This window comes from Micromonospora sp. NPDC049049, from assembly GCF_040649115.1.
Taxonomy (GTDB): domain Bacteria; phylum Actinomycetota; class Actinomycetes; order Mycobacteriales; family Micromonosporaceae; genus Micromonospora.
In genome coordinates this window covers 1-15,781 of record NZ_JBEZEX010000057.1, presented here as the reverse complement: position 1 = coordinate 15,781, position 15,781 = coordinate 1, and the positions used below count along the sequence as shown (strand labels likewise).

The window sequence follows — 15,781 nt, the reverse complement described above, 5'->3', positions numbered from 1 at the left end:
CACCAGTCGGCCCTCGCTGTCGTAGACGAAGACGTCCCGGACCCGGTCGTACTGGCTGTCGACAGCGGTCGGGTCGTAGCCGTAGTCGCCGTAACGCATCCGGTCCTCGGCCTGGATCAGCGCGGCGAACGCGAAGACCACCAGCACCACGCTGGCGACCTGCACGGCCGAGCGCGGCCAGCGGGTCAGCTGGGCCGAACTACGACCGATCCAGATGGAGCCGAGCACGAAGCCGATCAGCATGATCAGGCCAGCCAGCAGCTCACCGCCGAACCTCGGCAGGAGCCCGAACTCGCCACCGGTGGTGATCACCGTGACCAGCATCGCCGCCAGATAGCCGCGCAGCACCCACCAGGCCGGGCGCAACAGTCGGAGGAACTCGCTGGCCGTCTCGTACCCCAGGGGTGGGCCGAGCCGGGTGTCAACGGTGCGCAGCCGGCCGCGGACCCGGGCCATCGCGCTCGCCACCCGCTGGTCGAGGTTGCGCCCGCTGCCCGGTGCCGCGCCGGCCGCGGCGCGCAGCTCGGCGGCGTACGTCTCGGGCTCACCCAACCGCTCGACCAGGGTGCCCTCGGACTCGGCGGCGACCTCGGTGAGGTGGTCGGCGAGATCCTCGGTCAGCTCGTCGCGTTGCCCGGACGGCAGGTCGGCCAAAGCGGCCCGGACCCGCGCCACGTAGTCGGTGATCTCCTGCTCCGCGACGGTCATGCCGCCAACCCCCGATCGTCGAGCAAGGTGTCCATTGTGGTGGCGAACGAGCGCCAGAGCTTGCCGGAGCGGGTCAGCTGGTCACGCCCCGCCGCGTTGAGTGAGTAGTACTTGCGGTGCGGGCCGGATTCGCTCGGCACGACGTAGGTGGTGAGCAGGCCGGCGGCGAAGAGGCGGCGCAGCGTCCCGTAGACCGAGGCGTCACCGACCTCCTCCAGGCCGGCCTCGCGCAGCCGGCGCAGGATGTCGTAGCCGTAACCGTCCTCCTCTCGGAGCACGGCCAGGACGGCCAGATCAAGCACGCCCTTCAACAACTGTGTGGTGTCCACGCATTGCACAGTAGTGCGCAATGCGCAGTAGCGTCAACGAATCCGCCCCGACACGCCGGCCGGGGCGCGAGACCCGCGCGACAATGATCGACTCGGTCTTCAGGAAGTCGGGTCATCCGAGGCGCTCGGACACCGCGTTTTCAATGAAGGCGAGTTGATCAAACCGTTAGCGCGGTGTGGCTGGCTGGAGGCTCCAGGCGATGCCGTCCAGGATGTCGTGCTCCGAGGCGACCACCGACGGCATCCCGGCCTGCTCCATGATCACGCGTAGCACCAGCGCCCCGGCACCGATCACGTCGGCGCGGCCCGGGTGCATCACCGGGTTCGCCAACCGCTGCGCACGGGTCTGACCGAGCAGCTCTGCGGTCACCCGGGCGACCTCCTCGTACGACACCCGGGCGTGGTGGATGCGCTCCGGGTCGTACTCCCGCAGGCCCTGCGCGAGCGCGACGACAGTGGTGACCGACCCGGCGAGGCCGACCAGGGTGGCCGCCTCGCGACCGGGCACCACGGCGAGCGCCCGGTCCACCACCGCGGCGATGTCGGCCTGCGCTGCCGCGACCTGCTCGGGCGTCGGCGGGTCACCGGGCAGGTGCCGCTCGGTCATCCGGACGCAGCCGATGTCCACCGAGATCGCCGACCGCACTCCGGCGGCCCGGTCACCGACAACGAACTCGGTGGAACCACCACCGATGTCGACGACCAGGAACGGCTCCTTCGCGTCGGCGGGCAGCCCGCGCACCGCGCCGGTGAACGACAGCCGGGCCTCCTCGTCGCCGCTGACCACCTCGGGCGCGACACCGAGAGTGGCCCGCACCATCTCGGTGAAGTCGGCGGCGTTGGCGGCGTCGCGGGAGGCCGAGGTGGCACACATCCGCACCCGCTGCGCGCCCAGCTTCTCGATGTCCGCGGCGTACGACGCCAACGCCACCCTGGTCCGCTCGATCGCCTCCGGCGCCAGTCGGCCGGTGCGGTCCACGCCCTGCCCCAACCGGACGATCTCCATCCGCCGGGTCAGGTCGACCAGCGGTGCCTGCGGCCCGGCCGAGGCGTCGGGCAGGTCGGCGACCAGCAGTCGGATCGAGTTGGTCCCGCAGTCGATGGCCGCCACACGCGTCGTCACGGCAGCAACCTTACGGCAGGACGGGCGGCCACCCGGGGGGTTGGTCGGCGGTGGGCCACGACTCGCCCGGGTCGCCCGACGGGCCCCGCAGCAACCCCAGACCGAGGGAGGTCAGGTGGTGTCGGACGGCCCCGCCCTCCCGCTCACTGGTCACCAGACCGGCGGTCCGCAGCGCGCGGGCGTGCTCCGAGGCCGAGGAGAGACTGATCCCGACCGCCCGGGACAACACGGTGGTGGTCAAACCCCCGTCGGTCGCCAGTCGGCGCAGCACCAGCGCCCGGGTGACGCCGAGCAGCCGACCGAGGGCATCGTCGGCGGCGGGAGCCCCGCGCGCGGGCATGACCACCGGGTAGACGAGCAGGATCGGGTAACCCTGCTCGACGAGCACCCGGGGCCGCGGCCCGGCCAACGGTGAGGGCAGCAGGATGATCCCGTGGCCGGTGCCGGGAAGATCGCCGTCCCACCACGTCCGTACCTCCAGCACGGGCTCCCGCCACCGGATCCCCGGGTGCAGACCGGCGAAGAGGCTGGCCAGGCCATGCTGCGCCAGCCGCTGGCTGGCGGATGTCACCTGCTGACGGTACGCGGACACCAGCTCGGCCCAGTGCGGTTCGAGCACCGCGTCGAACCAGGTCCGCACGGCCCCGCCGAACAGGTTCAGCACCTCCGGGTCGGCCGCCGCGAACCGTCGCCGCAGTGGGCTGGCCGACGTATCCGCGTACGCGAGGGTGACCTCGGCGCGGACCCGCCGCGCCGGGGTGGCCCGGATCGCCTCCAGCCCCGCCTCCACCGACTCCAGGCCGTCGAAGGGAGTGACGAAGTCCGGTAGACGTCCCCGGTCGGGCAGCAGATGCCGCAGGACTGCGGTGGCAGCCTGGGCGGCAGCTGTGCCCTCGGCCGCCGCCACCCGCGCGGCCAGGGTCGGCGCCATCGCCGCGACAGTGGGATCGCGCAGCCACTGACCAGCCAGCAGCGCGATCCCGACCGGATGCAGCCGATCGGCGAACCGCACCCGGCACAGGTCGGCCGACCCGAGCCGGAGTCGAAGCATGGCAACAGCCTGCCTGCCTTCGGCCAGGACCGAAAGGGTTGATCCGCGGCTGAACGATCTCCAGTGTGGACGGCGAGGTCGACGGGGGGTGGCCGGCGTGCGGCGAGCACTGGCGGTGTTAACGGGGTTCTGCCTGATGATCGTCGCCGCAGCTTGTGGTGAGCGGGGGCAACCCTCGTCGGCCCCACCAGCCTCACCGTCCGCGTCGAGCGAGCGACCGGCGGCCGGTGACCACCAGCTCACCCTGCGGCACAACGGACTCGACCGCACCTACCTGCTGCACGCGCCACCGGGGTACGACCCGGGCAGGCCCTCCGCGCTGGTCATCGCGCTGCACTTCTATCCCGGCCTTGGATCGTCGATGCGGGAGCTGGCGGGCTTGGACGCCAGAGCCGACACTGACAACGTGCTGGTCGCCTACCCCGACGGGCGGGGCGGCGGCTTCAACGCGCTGATCTGCTGCGGAAGCGAGGACGACGTCGGCTTCCTCAAGGCCCTCACCGACCATCTGGTGCAGACCTGGCACGCGGACCCGAACCGGGTGTTCCTCACCGGCATCTCGAACGGCGGCGACATGAGCTTCCGGGCGGCGGTGGAGAGCACCGGCACGTTCGCCGCGATCGGGGTGGTCAGCGGTGGATACAGCGGAAACCTGACCACCGCCGACAGTTACGTGCCGAAGAGCCCGGTCTCCGTGATCACCTTCATCGGCGGCCAGGACCGCTACGCCTCGACCTTCCAGGCCGGCCTGCAGACCTGGCAGCAGAGGCTCAACTGCCGGCCGAGCCCGAAGGCGTCCGGGGTGCCGGGGGTGACGCACACGGTGGCGGGCTGCGCGGACGGCAGCGAGGTCAGCGTCTACACGATCGCCGACATGGGTCACAGTTGGCCGGGAGCGACATCGGGCCAACTCGCCGCATCCTCCGCGGGGCTGTCCGCCACGGACCTGATGTGGGAGTTCTTCGCCGCCCACCCCCGCAAAGCCTGACCTACAGGCGCAGCAGCATCCGGGTGTTGCCCAGCGTGTTCGGCTTGACCCGCTCCAGGTCCAGGAACTCCGCGACACCCTCGTCGTACGAGCGCAGCAACTGCTCGTAGACCGGTTGCGGCACCGGAGCGCCGTCGATCTCGCGGAAACCGAACGAGCCGAAGAACCGGGTCTCGAAGGTGAGCACGAAGATCCGCGCCACGCCCAGCTCGCGGGCCGCGTCGATCAGCTCACCGACCAGCCGGTGACCGATGCGCCGGCCCCGACAGGACGGGTCGACCGCCACCGTGCGGATCTCGGCCAGGTCCTCCCACATGACGTGCAGCGCGCCGCAGCCCACCACCACGTCGTCCTCGGCCCGGACCGCGACCCGGAACTCCTGCACCTGCTCGAAGAGGGTGACGGTGGCCTTGCTCAGCAGCCGCCGGTCGTCGGTGTAGGTGTCGACGAGACGTCGGATGCCCCGCACGTCCCCGGTGCGGGCCCGCCGTACCGTGATCTGATCCGCGGCCTGCGTGCTCATTCCGCCGCCGGCACGTCCACGCACGGCCCCGCCGACCACCAGGGCTCGACCAGCTCCAACGTCTCGTCGCCGAACGGGTTCACTCCGGGGCCAGCACCCAACGCGTGACCCAGGTGCACGTGCAGACACTTCACCCGGCCCGGCATCCCACCGGCCGAGATGCCGGCGATCTCCGGCACCTCGCCGATCGCCTCCCGGCGGGTGAGGTAGTCCTCGTGCGCCGCCCGGTAGTGGGCGGCCAACTCCGGATCCGTCGTCAGCCGGTCCGCCATCTCCTTCATCAGCCCCGCCGACTCCAGTCGGCTGCACGCGGCGGTGGCCCGGGGGCAGGTCAGGTAGTAGAGCGTCGGAAACGGGGTGCCGTCAGCGAGGCGGGGGGTCGTCTCCACCACGTCGGGAAGGCCACACGGGCACCGGTGGGCCACCGCGCGGGTGCCCCGGGGCGTCCGGCCGAGCTGCGCGGCCACCGCGGCCAGGTCGGCCTCGGTGGCCGGCTCGCGCTGCGGCAGGGGAACGGAATCCGCAGCCGGCTCCGACGGTGGTACGACAGTCACGGTGCCCATCTTTCCTGGTGTGCTGGTCGGTGGATCACTGGCCCGGCTGCTGGCTGTCCGCCGCCCGCACGCTCGACCAGAGCGTGTCGTACCAGGTCACCGGCCCGGCTGGCGGGGCCGCACCGGCCGACTTCCCGGCGTCCCGCGCCGCGCCCTCCGGGTCGTGCAGGACCACCATTATCTTCTCGCCCGGCTCGCCCATGAAGAACCGCTCACGAGCCTGCGTCTTGATGTACTCGTCGTCTTTCCAGTTGGCCGCCTCGGCGGCGAGCTTGGCGATCTCGCGCTCCTGCACCGCCTGGGCCGCCTCCATCCGCTCGATGTCGGCCTGCTGGTCCAGGTAGACCCGGACCGGATAGGTGTAGGCCAGAGCGAGCGCGATCAGGACCGCGAACAGCACTGTGGCCCGGCCGGTGAAGCGACGGGGGTGGGGTGCGGCGAGACGCTTCACCGAACCAGCGGCAGCGGTACGCCGAGCGGCGGCGGGACGATTCGCGGAGCGCACCCCGTCGGCGCCACGGGCAGCACCCGGCGCACGACCGGCGGCGCGCGGCTCGGCGCGTACGCCGGCCTCCCGGACCGATCCCCGCGTGGCACGCCCACCGCCCGGCCGACCGGACTGACCCGGCCGGCGGGCGGGACGCTGACCACCCGGTGTGCGGCGCTGCTGCATCGTCACACCCCTCCCCCGAGGCTTCGTGCGTCTCAGGCCGAACGGTAGCGCGGGAACGCGCCAGCGCCGGCGTAGCGCGCCGCGTCGGCCAGCTCCTCCTCGATCCGGAGCAGCTGGTTGTACTTGGCGACACGGTCCGAGCGGGCCGGGGCGCCGGTCTTGATCTGGCCGCAGCCGGTGGCCACCGCCAGGTCGGCGATGGTGGTGTCCTCGGTCTCGCCGGAGCGGTGGCTCATCATGCACTTGAAGCCGGCCCGGTGGGCCAGGTCCACCGCGTCCAGGGTCTCGGTCAGCGAGCCGATCTGGTTGACCTTGACGAGGACCGCGTTCGCGGACTTCTCCGCGATGCCCCGGGCGATGCGCTGCGGGTTGGTGACGAACAGGTCGTCACCGACGATCTGCACCCGGTCGCCGATCGAGGCGGTCAGCGTCTGCCAGCCGCTCCAGTCGTCCTCGGCCAGCGGGTCCTCGATCGACACGATCGGGTACTCGTCGGCCAGCTTGGTGTAGTAGGTGCTCATGTCCTCGGCGGACTTCGCGGCACCCTCGAAGGTATAGGTGCCGTTGTCGAAGAACTCCGTGGCCGCCACGTCGAGCGCGAACACGATGTCGGTGCCGAGCCGGTAGCCGGCCTTCTCGACCGCCTCGGCGATCAGGTCCAGGGCCGCCGCGTTGGTCGGCAGGTTCGGCGCGAAGCCACCCTCGTCACCGAGGCCCGTCGACAGGCCCTTCTTCTTCAGCACCGACTTGAGCGCGTGGTAGACCTCCGCGCCCGAGCGCAGCGCCTCCCGGAAGGTGGGCGCGCCGATCGGCGCGATCATGAATTCCTGGATGTCGACGTTCGAGTCGGCGTGCGCGCCACCGTTGAGGATGTTCATCATCGGCACGGGCAGGAGGTGCGCGTTCGGGCCGCCCAGGTAGCGGAAGAGGCTCAGCTCGGCGCTGCCGGCAGCGGCCTTCGCCACCGCCAGGGAGACCCCCAGGATGGCGTTCGCGCCCAGCTCCGACTTGCTGTCGGTGCCGTCGATGTCGAGCATCTTCTGGTCGATCAGCCGCTGCTCGCTGGCCTCGTACCCGATGATCTGGTCGACGATCTTGTCTTCGACGTTGGAGACCGCCTTCTCCACGCCCTTGCCCTGGTAGCGGTCGGCGTCACCGTCGCGCAGCTCGATCGCCTCGAACGCGCCGGTGGACGCGCCGGAGGGCACCGCGGCGCGAGCCACCGTGCCGTCGTCCAGGCCGACCTCGACCTCGACCGTGGGGTTGCCCCGCGAGTCGAGAATCTCCCGGGCGACGATTCCCTCGATGGTTGCCACTAAGTCGCTCCTCGTTGTTGTGATCCGGTCCGTGGGTGGGCCGCGACGGTGCGGCTGAGGCAGGTGTTGAACGCAGCGTATCGGGCCACGGGAAACGGCACGGCGTCGCCCGCGCACCCGAGTCGCCCCGCACTGACGGACATTCCCGGATTTCCGGGCGTCAACCGGCAACTGGTTTGCGCTGCGCGGACCAAATCCACCAGGCTGGTCGCCATGCCCGCCGCCTCGACCACCCTCCGCATGCTCGCCGTGTCGGTCATCGCGTCGCTCACGGTCACCGGCTGTCAGACATTCGAGGACGCCGGAGTCGCCATGGGCCGCTCGCAACTCGTCAACGACCTCGCCGCCCGGCTCGATCGGGCACTGGAGTTGACCTACTCGGCCGACTACCAGTTGCCCGGTGGCCAACGCGCCGCGATCGTGCAGGCGCAGGACCCGGCGCGATCCACATACACCTATCCGGGAGGCCAGCTCACCGTCACCCCGGAGGCCGTCACCCGGTGCACGACGACCGGCGCCCGCCCGCAGTGCACGCTGATCACTCCGCCCACCCCCGGCAGCAAGCCCACTGTGACGCTGTTCGGCGAGGCCAACCAGCAGGGCCTCGTCACGCCGCCGGTGGTGGTCGGGCTGCTCACCGCCGCCGCGCTCGACCCACAGGCGGTCATCAAACAGAGTGACACCACGGTCGCCGGGCACCACGCCGCCTGCGTCGCGGTGGAGAGCTCGTCATCCGGCGACTTCACCGCCTGCGTGACCACCGAGGGTGTGCTCGGCAGCTTCACCGGACCGGTCGACGGCAAGCCGATGGAGCTGGCGATGAGCAACTACTCCGCAGCCGTCGACGAGGGCGCGTTCGACCCACCCACCGGCGCCGATGTCGTCGACCGCCGCCCCGGCGGCTCGTGACCGACCCACGGTCGAGCCGGCGCAACTGCCGCCCGCGTACTCCAGCTCGCCCTGGTTGATCGACGCGACGGTGACCGCCGGGCGGCGCTGAAACCCGCGCGGCCCGGCGTTTCTCCTCAGAGACCGAGCAGGGTGCGCAGGTGGCGCGGGGGCGGGCAGTCGTGGGCGAGCATCGCGTCGTGCCAGTCGCGGACCGACACCCCGTCCGGGCGGGCGGCGGCGATCTCGGCCACCTCGCTGTACCCGACGAAATAGGTGGAGAGCTGGGTGGAGGTCAGTTGGGCGCGCCGCCACTTGCCGGCCGCCTCGCCCTCCTCCTGGAAGCCACGCCCGGTCATCAACGCCATCGCCTCGGCCTCGGGCAGGTCCTCGGCGTGCACCAACTGGTCGAGCAACGCGTTGATGGTCATCCGCAGTTGCATCTTGAGCTGCTGCAAGCGCACCGGCAGACCGCCGAAGCCGAGCCCCGTCATCATCTCCTCCGCGTAGACCGCCCAGCCCTCGATGAACGGGCCGGACTCGGCCAGCGCGCGAACCCGGGTGCCACCGACGTAGCGGCGGGCGTGGGCGAGCTGGAGGAAGTGCCCCGGCATCGCCTCGTGCACCGTCAGGTTGCGGATCATGTGGTCGTTGTATTCGCGGTAGAACGACTCGACCCGCTGCGCGGGCCAGTCCGACGGGGTGGGCGCGATGCAGTAGAAGGTCGGCACGACGGCGGTCTCCAGCGGGCCGGGCGCGTCGCAGTACGCCACCGCGACCCCCCTGGCGAACTCCGGCATCTCCTGGATGACGCACCGGTCGTCGACCACTGTGACCAGGTCGTGTGCGCGGACGAAGTCGGTCGCCTCGTCCAGTGTCACCCCGGCCAGCTCGACGATCGTCGCGTCGTTCGGGTGCTCGGCGGCGAGCAGGTCCAACGCCCGACGTACCGTCGCGTCGTCGGCCGGGCCACCGACCAGCTCGACGGCGGCCTCGCGGATCTCCGCGGTGACGCGGTCCAGGTTGGCCCAGGCGCGACGCTGGATCTCGGCGGCGCCCAGCTCGGTGTCAAGGGTGTGCCAGAGCCGGGCCTCCCAGCGGCGCCGGCCCAGTCGCGGGTCACGGCCGGGGCCGGCATCGGCGGCCAGGCCGGTGCGCAGCCAGGCGACGAACTCGTCCAGCGCGGCGATCGCGGCGGTGGCCGACGGCTCGACCCGGTCGAGCTGGCCCGGCGCCTGGGCGAGCAGTGCCGGCAGCTCGTCGCGGATCAGCGCGGCCGCGCCAGTGAACTGCCCTACCGCCGTCTCGGCGTGGATGCGCGGCATGTCCCGCAGCGTCGCGCGTGCGGTGGCGAGGGCGTCCGGTACGGCGGCGAGCCGGCCGACAAGCTGGGTCAGCCGCACGTCAGCGGGGGCGTACGGGCGGGCCAGCAACGGGTGCAGCAGCGGGCCGGGGTTGTGCCGCAGCGGGTCCCACTCGTGCGAGCGGATCTCGGTCAGCTCGAACAGCTCCCGGTCCACGAATGAGGTGAGCAGGGCGTGGTCGACCTGTTCGTCGACGTCGAGCGAGTCCGAGTCCAGTTCGGACAGTGCGTTGGCCGCGTCGAAGAGCATCGCCCGATCGGCGGCCAACCCGTCGGCGGACAGGTCCGGCAGCCGGTCGTCGAAGCGGTGATCACCCGCGGCGGTGGCAACCCCCGGCCGCGACTCCAGTAAAGCCTCGACAACCCGCTCAGCCAGCACCCCGAACGCTTCCACCGCACCACCCTACCGACCGCCGCACCCTCCTCCGCCAGTTCCGCCCACCGCCCCGCACCATCGGGTCGATCAAGAGGTTTCCGTCAGGCTCGACCCGAATCCTGACGCAAACCTCTTGATCAACGCGGGCTGGCGGGCGCGGGGGTGGGGGTGGGGGGTGTGGGGGTGGGGGGTGTGGGGGGTTCGGCTTGGCGGATGGCTTCGGCGTGGGCGAGGGTGGTGCGGCGCAGGGCTGCCTCGGGGTCGATGCCCGCCTCGCGGGCGGCGGCCACCCTGGCCAGCAGGTCGACGCCCAGGCTTGCCTCGGCATCGGCATCGGCCTCGGCGTCGGCCGACGGGAGTGGGACGTCGACGCCCCTGCGGGCGGCACGGTCCAGGATCTGCGTCGCCAGGGCCAGCGCGGGCTGGCTCAGGGCCACCCCGTCCAACACCGAGTGCCGAGCCTTCTCCGCGCGCTTGATCCGCTCCCAGTTCTCCGTAATCTCCTCCAGGGTGCCCGCCTCGGCACCGGCGAAGACGTGCGGATTACGCCGGATCATCTTGTCGACCAGGCCACCGGCAACGTCGTCGATGGTCCACCGCTCGTCCTCGGGCAACTCCTCGGCGAGCCGCGCGTGCAGCACCACCTGCAACAACACGTCGCCCAACTCCTCGCGCAGCGCGTCGGTGTCGTCGGCGCTGATCGCGTCGTACGCCTCGTAGCTCTCCTCCAGCAGGTAACCGGCGAGGCTGCGGTGCGTCTGCGCCCGCTTCCACGGGTCACCACCCGGAGAGGCCAGTCGATCCAGCACGGCCACCGCGTCGAGCAGCCGGGCACCCGGCGGATCCCACGAGCCGTACATCAACTCCATCTCGGCCAGCCCTGGCTGCCGGGCCAGCCGCAGACCCAACTCCCGGGCCAACGCTTCGTCACCCGCCGGACCGGCCAGCCACACCACAGTGCCGTGCGTCGCCACCGCGTCCAGCAACGGCTGCGTCGCCGGGCCGTCCACCACTGTGACCTCGGCGCCCGCCTGGCGAACGGCAGTGGTCAACTCGCTGTCCGCGCCGGCCAACACCGGGTGCTGGCGTACGACGTCCCAGGCCGCAGCCGTCAACAGCCCGGCGGGCAACCGGGGTGAGGTGACCAGGAGGACGATCCGTGCCGTCATGCTCAGCTGGCCGTGCCCTCGGCCTCCGGCGCCCCGGTCGGCCCCTCCGGGGTGGAAATGTCGGTGACCGCGTCGGAGCCCGGCTCACCCAGCGGCACGCTCACCGCGGGTGCGTCACCGGCGAAGCTGAGCAGCGGGAACTCGAGCGGACGGTACCGAGGGCTGACAGTGACGTCGTAGCGACCGGCGGCCTCGGCCAGGATCCTCTTGGTCGCCAGCGCGCCGCGCAGCTGCTCGCCGTCGAGCTGCTGGGCGGCGGCCTCATCGGTCACCTCAGCGGGGATCTTGCCGGCCGCACGACCGGCGGCGATCACGTCGGCGATCTCCTCCTTGGTCGGCTCGACCGGCTCGGCCGGCAACCCGGACAGGCAGGTGAAGAGCTTCGCCACCTCCCGCACGTGCCCGGTCTCCGGGTCGAGACCGAGCTGCTGGGCGGCCTGGTCGGCAGCCACCTGGCCGCGCGGCTGGTAGTTCTTCTCGGCGGAAAGCTTCTCGCACACCCTGGTCAGCACCATGGTCCGAACCACGTCGGCCACCTTGGGCAGGGTCGGTTGCGACGCCCCGGGCTGCCCACTGGCGGACGACTCCGGCGACGGGTTCTTCGTCCGCAGGTCCTTCATCGCGGTGGAGACCTGAACGTCGGTGATGCGCTGGTCACCGATGTAAGCGGCGATACCAGGCTCAGCACGGCAACCGGAGAGGGCGACGAGGCCGAGCGCCACAGTGGCGACGGCGGCAAGACGGCGAGCACGCATAGCCGTCACTCTCTCACGCCGTCACCCCGGGTTGTGACACCCCCCACCTTCGCTCAGCCACGACCAGGGACGGCGTCGGCGGGCTGACCGCCCCTGGTCGAGAGCACACTGCCGGCTCAGGCGCTCGCGGCGACGGCGAGTGGAGCGGGAGCACCGAGCACATCGGAGAGCAGTTGCGCGCACCACTGGAGCAGCGCCTGGTCACGCAGCGGCTCGCCACCGATCCGACGGGTGGTCGGTCGGGGCACGCTGACCTGATCGGTGGCCAGCTTGTAGACGGCATCCGGGTGGTAGCGCTTGAGCCGCATCTGCTTCGAGTCCGGTAGGGGCAGCGGGCCGAACCGTACGTGCTTGCCCTGCATGGACACGTCGGTCAGGCCGTAGCGGCGGGCCAGCAGACGGAACCGGGCCACCTCCACGAGGTTCTGCACCGGGGCCGGCGGCTCGCCGTACCGGTCGGTCATCTCGGCGATCACCTCGCCCAGCCGCTCCTCGTCGCGCGCCTCGGCGAGCTTGCGGTACATCTCCAGGCGCAGCCGCTCCACACTTACGTAGTCGTGTGGCAGGTGCGCGTCGACCGGCAGGTCGATCTTGACGTCGGTCTCCTCCTCCGGCCGCTCACCCTTGAACGCGGAGACCGCCTCGCCGACCATCCGCACGTACAGGTCGAAGCCGACGCCCTCGATGTGCCCGGACTGCTCGCCGCCGAGCAGGTTGCCGGCGCCCCGGATCTCCAGGTCCTTCATCGCCACGTACATGCCGGCGCCCAACTCGGTGTGCTGGGCGATGGTCGCCAACCGCTCGTGGGCGTGCTCGGTGAGCGGCTTCTCCGGCGGGTAGAGGAAGTAGGCGTACGCCCGCTCCCGGCCCCGGCCGACCCGGCCCCTGATCTGGTGCAGCTGGGCCAGGCCGAGCAGGTCGGCCCGCTCCACGATCAGCGTGTTGGCGTTCGGGATGTCGATGCCCGACTCGACGATCGTGGTGCAGACCAGGACGTCGAACTCCTTCTCCCAGAAGCCGACCATGACCTTCTCCAGGGCATCCTCGCCCATCTGGCCGTGCGCCACCGCGACCCGCGCCTCGGGCACCAGCTCCCGCAGCCGCCGTGCCGCCCGGTCGATCGACTCGACCCGGTTGTGCAGGTAGAAGACCTGCCCGTCGCGGAGCAGCTCGCGGTGGATGGACGCGGCCACCTGCCGGTCGTCCTGCGCGCCGACGAAGGTGAGCACCGGGTGCCGCTCCTCCGGCGGGGTGGCGATGGTGGACATCTCCCGGATGCCGGTGATCGCCATCTCCAGGGTGCGCGGGATCGGGGTGGCCGACATGCTGAGCACGTCGACCGACGCGCGCAGCGTCTTCAGGTGCTCCTTGTGCTCGACACCGAAGCGCTGCTCCTCGTCGACGATCACCAGACCCAGCTGCTTGAAGCGGGTCGCCGTCTGCAACAGCCGGTGCGTACCGATGACGATGTCGACGGTGCCGTCGGCGACCATCTCCATCGTGCGCTCGGTCTCCTTCGCCGTCTGGAACCGGGACAGCTGCCGGATCTGGACCGGGAACTGGCTCATCCGCTCGGCGAACGTGTTGTAGTGCTGCTGAACCAGCAGGGTGGTCGGCACCAGCACCGCCACCTGCTTGCCGTCCTGCACCGCCTTGAACGCCGCCCGGACCGCGATCTCGGTCTTGCCGTAACCGACATCACCGCAGATCAGCCGGTCCATCGGGACGGTCTGCTCCATGTCCCGCTTGACCTCGTCGATCGCGGCGAGCTGGTCCGGCGTCTCCTGCCAGGGGAAGGCGTCCTCCAGCTCCCGCTGCCACGGGGTGTCCGGACCGAACGAGTGCCCCTTGGACGCCTTGCGCGCGGCGTAGAGCTGGATGAGCTGCGCGGCGATCTCCCGGACCGCCTTGCGGGCCCGGGCCTTGGACTTCTGCCAGTCCGAGCCGCCCATCTTGTGCAGGGTCGGCTGCTCGCCGCCCACGTAGCGGGAGAGCTGGTCGAGCTGATCGGTCGGGACGAACAACCGGTCGCCGGGCTGGCCCCGCTTGCTGGCCGCGTACTCGATGACGAGGTATTCCCGGCTGGCACCGTTGACGGTGCGCTGCACCAGCTCGACGTAGCGGCCGATGCCGTGCTGCTCGTGCACCACGTGGTCGCCGGTCTTCAACTCCAGCGGGTCGATGGTGTTGCGCCGCCGGCTCGGCATCTTGCGCATGTCCCGCGTCGAGGTGCCCCGACCGCCGGTCACGTCGTTGCCGGTGAGCAGCACGAAGCGGGACGCCTCGTCGACGAACCCGCTGCTCAGCGCACCGCAGGTGACCACCAGCTCGCCGGGGACGGGCGCGGTCGGCACCTCCTCGGTCAACCGGGCACCCAGGCCGGCGTCGCGCAGCACCTCCACCGCCCGCTGGGCGGGACCGTGCCCCTCGAAGACCAGCGCGATCGACCAACCCTCGCCGGCCCAGCGCTTGAGGTCCTCCACCACCCGCGAGGTCTCGCCGTGATAGAGCGGCGCCGGTTGGGCGGCGAGGGTCACCGCGATGGCGTCGTCCGGGGTGACGGCGGCCTGTTCCGGCGCGTCCTCCCACGGCTGCCTCGTCTCGGCGGTCTCCCCCTCCACCAATCCGAACGGGGAGAGCGTCCACCACGGCTGACCGAGCTTGCCCGCGGCGGCGCGTACCTCGCCGAGGGTGCGGAAGGCGGCAGCGCCGACGTCCACCGGGGCCTGGCCGCCGACCGCGGCGGCGGCCCAGCTGGCCTGCAAGAACTCCTCCGATGTACGCACCAGGTCGTGCGCCCGCGTGCGGATCCGCTCCGGGTCGCAGAGCAGGACGTGGGTGCCGGCCGGCATGGCGTCCAGCAGCAGCTCCAGAGAGTCGGGGCCGACCAGCACCGGGGCCAGCGACTCCATCCCCTCCACCGGGATGCCCTCGGCCAGCTTGTCGAGGATCTCGGCCAGCTCGGGATGCTGCTCGGCGAGCGCGGCGGCCCGGTCGCGGACGGCCGGGGTGAGCAGCAGCTCGCGGCAGGGCGGTGCCCAGAGCAGCGGTACCTGCTCGATGGTCCGCTGGTCGGCGACGGCGAAGGTGCGGATCTCCTCCACCTCGTCGCCCCAGAACTCGACCCGGGACGGGTGCTCGTCGGTGGGCGGGAAGACGTCGAGGATGCCACCACGCACCGCGAACTCGCCGCGCTTGGTGACCAGGTCGACCCGGGCGTACGCCATGTCGATCAGCCGGCGGGCGACCTCTTCCAGGTCCGCCTCCTCGCCGGCGGCGAGCTGCACCGGCTCCAGATCGCCGAGCCCCTTCAGCTGCGGCTGGAGCAGCGAACGGACCGGGGCCACGACCACTCGCAGTGGCCCGGTGCCGCCGTGCGCGTCGCTCGCCTCCGGGTGCGCCAGCCGGCGCAGCACGGCCAGCCGCCGGCCGACAGTGTCGGAGCGGGGGGACAGCCGCTCGTGCGGCAGCGTCTCCCACGAGGGGAAGACGACCACCTGTTCGGCCGGCAGCAACCCGCCCAGCGCGGCGGCCAGGTCGTCGGCCTCCCGGGTGGTGGCGGTCACCGCCAGCACCGGTCGCCCGGCGCCGTCGTTGTCCGCGGCGACCGCCGCGACGGCGAACGGGCGCAGTGCCGCTGGAGCGGTGATGTCGAGGCCGTCGACCTGGGCGGCACCGGAGCGCGCCAGGTCACGCGCCCGGGCCAGCCCGGGGTCGGCCAGGGCGGCGGTGAACAGACCGGTGAGCAAGGGAAATCCTTCCCGGGGAGTCGACGCACACGACGGCGGCCCCTCGTCCAGCCGGACGGGGGGGCGCGACAACAAGCCTAGCTCCGTCGACCGACAGCCACCCCCTTCCGCCGAGGTCCGACGCCACTACGGCGCGTCGCCCCGCGCCCCGCGCCCCGCGCCCCGCGCCCCCCCACCCGCAGATGGCGCGGGCGTCGGGGAGGGATAGAGTGTCGG

Annotated in this window: 14 protein-coding genes; 2 read left to right on the top strand and 12 right to left on the bottom strand. The window is 71.7% G+C overall.

Going from position 1 to position 15,781, the window contains the following annotated elements; all coding sequences use genetic code 11:
• From AB0B68_RS31675 to AB0B68_RS31660, 4 genes are all read right to left on the bottom strand, one after another.
• Window positions 1-708, bottom strand: a 708-nt coding sequence (locus tag AB0B68_RS31675) for a hypothetical protein (RefSeq protein ID WP_357264655.1), incomplete at its 3' end; no start/stop codon positions are given.
• Complete coding sequence (locus AB0B68_RS31670) at window positions 705-1,037, bottom strand: PadR family transcriptional regulator (protein ID WP_088986312.1); 333 nt, start codon at window positions 1,035-1,037, stop codon at window positions 705-707. The genes AB0B68_RS31670 and AB0B68_RS31675, both read right to left, overlap by 4 nt.
• A gap of 166 nt (window positions 1,038-1,203) precedes the next feature.
• Complete coding sequence (locus AB0B68_RS31665; protein ID WP_357205212.1) at window positions 1,204-2,148, bottom strand: Ppx/GppA phosphatase family protein; 945 nt, start codon at window positions 2,146-2,148, stop codon at window positions 1,204-1,206.
• 22 nt (window positions 2,149-2,170) lie between these two features.
• Window positions 2,171-3,211, bottom strand: a complete 1,041-nt coding sequence (locus AB0B68_RS31660; RefSeq protein ID WP_357205196.1) for a helix-turn-helix domain-containing protein — start codon at window positions 3,209-3,211, stop codon at window positions 2,171-2,173.
• A 136-nt stretch (window positions 3,212-3,347) separates the two neighbouring features.
• Here AB0B68_RS31660 and AB0B68_RS31655 point away from each other — a divergent pair, with 136 nt between their 5' ends.
• Complete coding sequence (locus tag AB0B68_RS31655) at window positions 3,348-4,199, top strand: PHB depolymerase family esterase (RefSeq protein ID WP_357264652.1); 852 nt, start codon at window positions 3,348-3,350, stop codon at window positions 4,197-4,199.
• Window position 4,200: 1 nt separating this feature from the next.
• Here the strand turns inward: AB0B68_RS31655 and AB0B68_RS31650 are convergent, their stop codons facing one another.
• The 4 genes from AB0B68_RS31650 to eno are packed head-to-tail and all read right to left on the bottom strand — an operon-like array spanning window position 4,201 to window position 7,265.
• Window positions 4,201-4,722, bottom strand: coding sequence for an amino-acid N-acetyltransferase (locus tag AB0B68_RS31650; RefSeq protein WP_357264649.1), 522 nt, complete (start codon window positions 4,720-4,722; stop codon window positions 4,201-4,203).
• Window positions 4,719-5,276: a DUF501 domain-containing protein gene (locus AB0B68_RS31645; RefSeq protein WP_124861646.1), complete on the bottom strand. Its 558-nt coding sequence runs from the start codon at window positions 5,274-5,276 to the stop codon at window positions 4,719-4,721. The genes AB0B68_RS31650 and AB0B68_RS31645 overlap by 4 nt, the downstream gene beginning before the upstream one ends.
• A gap of 34 nt (window positions 5,277-5,310) precedes the next feature.
• The gene (locus AB0B68_RS31640) at window positions 5,311-5,949 is read right to left on the bottom strand and encodes a septum formation initiator family protein (protein WP_357205209.1); all 639 of its coding nucleotides are present in this window, start codon (window positions 5,947-5,949) and stop codon (window positions 5,311-5,313) included.
• A 32-nt stretch (window positions 5,950-5,981) separates the two neighbouring features.
• Entirely contained in the window at window positions 5,982-7,265 is a 1,284-nt protein-coding gene (gene eno, locus AB0B68_RS31635) for a phosphopyruvate hydratase (protein WP_269681111.1), read from the bottom strand.
• Between the two features lie 213 nt (window positions 7,266-7,478).
• Between eno and AB0B68_RS31630 the strand changes: the two genes are divergently transcribed.
• Complete coding sequence (locus AB0B68_RS31630; protein WP_357264646.1) at window positions 7,479-8,174, top strand: hypothetical protein; 696 nt, start codon at window positions 7,479-7,481, stop codon at window positions 8,172-8,174.
• A 116-nt stretch (window positions 8,175-8,290) separates the two neighbouring features.
• Here the strand turns inward: AB0B68_RS31630 and AB0B68_RS31625 are convergent, their stop codons facing one another.
• From AB0B68_RS31625 to mfd, 4 genes are all read right to left on the bottom strand, one after another.
• Window positions 8,291-9,910, bottom strand: coding sequence for a DUF885 domain-containing protein (locus tag AB0B68_RS31625; RefSeq protein WP_357264643.1), 1,620 nt, complete (start codon window positions 9,908-9,910; stop codon window positions 8,291-8,293).
• 119 nt (window positions 9,911-10,029) lie between these two features.
• A complete protein-coding gene (locus AB0B68_RS31620; RefSeq protein WP_357264640.1) occupies window positions 10,030-11,061 on the bottom strand; it encodes a nucleoside triphosphate pyrophosphohydrolase in 1,032 nt (343 codons plus the stop codon).
• A 2-nt stretch (window positions 11,062-11,063) separates the two neighbouring features.
• Window positions 11,064-11,816, bottom strand: a complete 753-nt coding sequence (locus AB0B68_RS31615; protein WP_357264637.1) for a hypothetical protein — start codon at window positions 11,814-11,816, stop codon at window positions 11,064-11,066.
• Between the two features lie 116 nt (window positions 11,817-11,932).
• Entirely contained in the window at window positions 11,933-15,565 is a 3,633-nt protein-coding gene (gene mfd, locus AB0B68_RS31610) for a transcription-repair coupling factor (RefSeq protein ID WP_357264634.1), read from the bottom strand.
• Window positions 15,566-15,781: the final 216 nt, after the last annotated feature.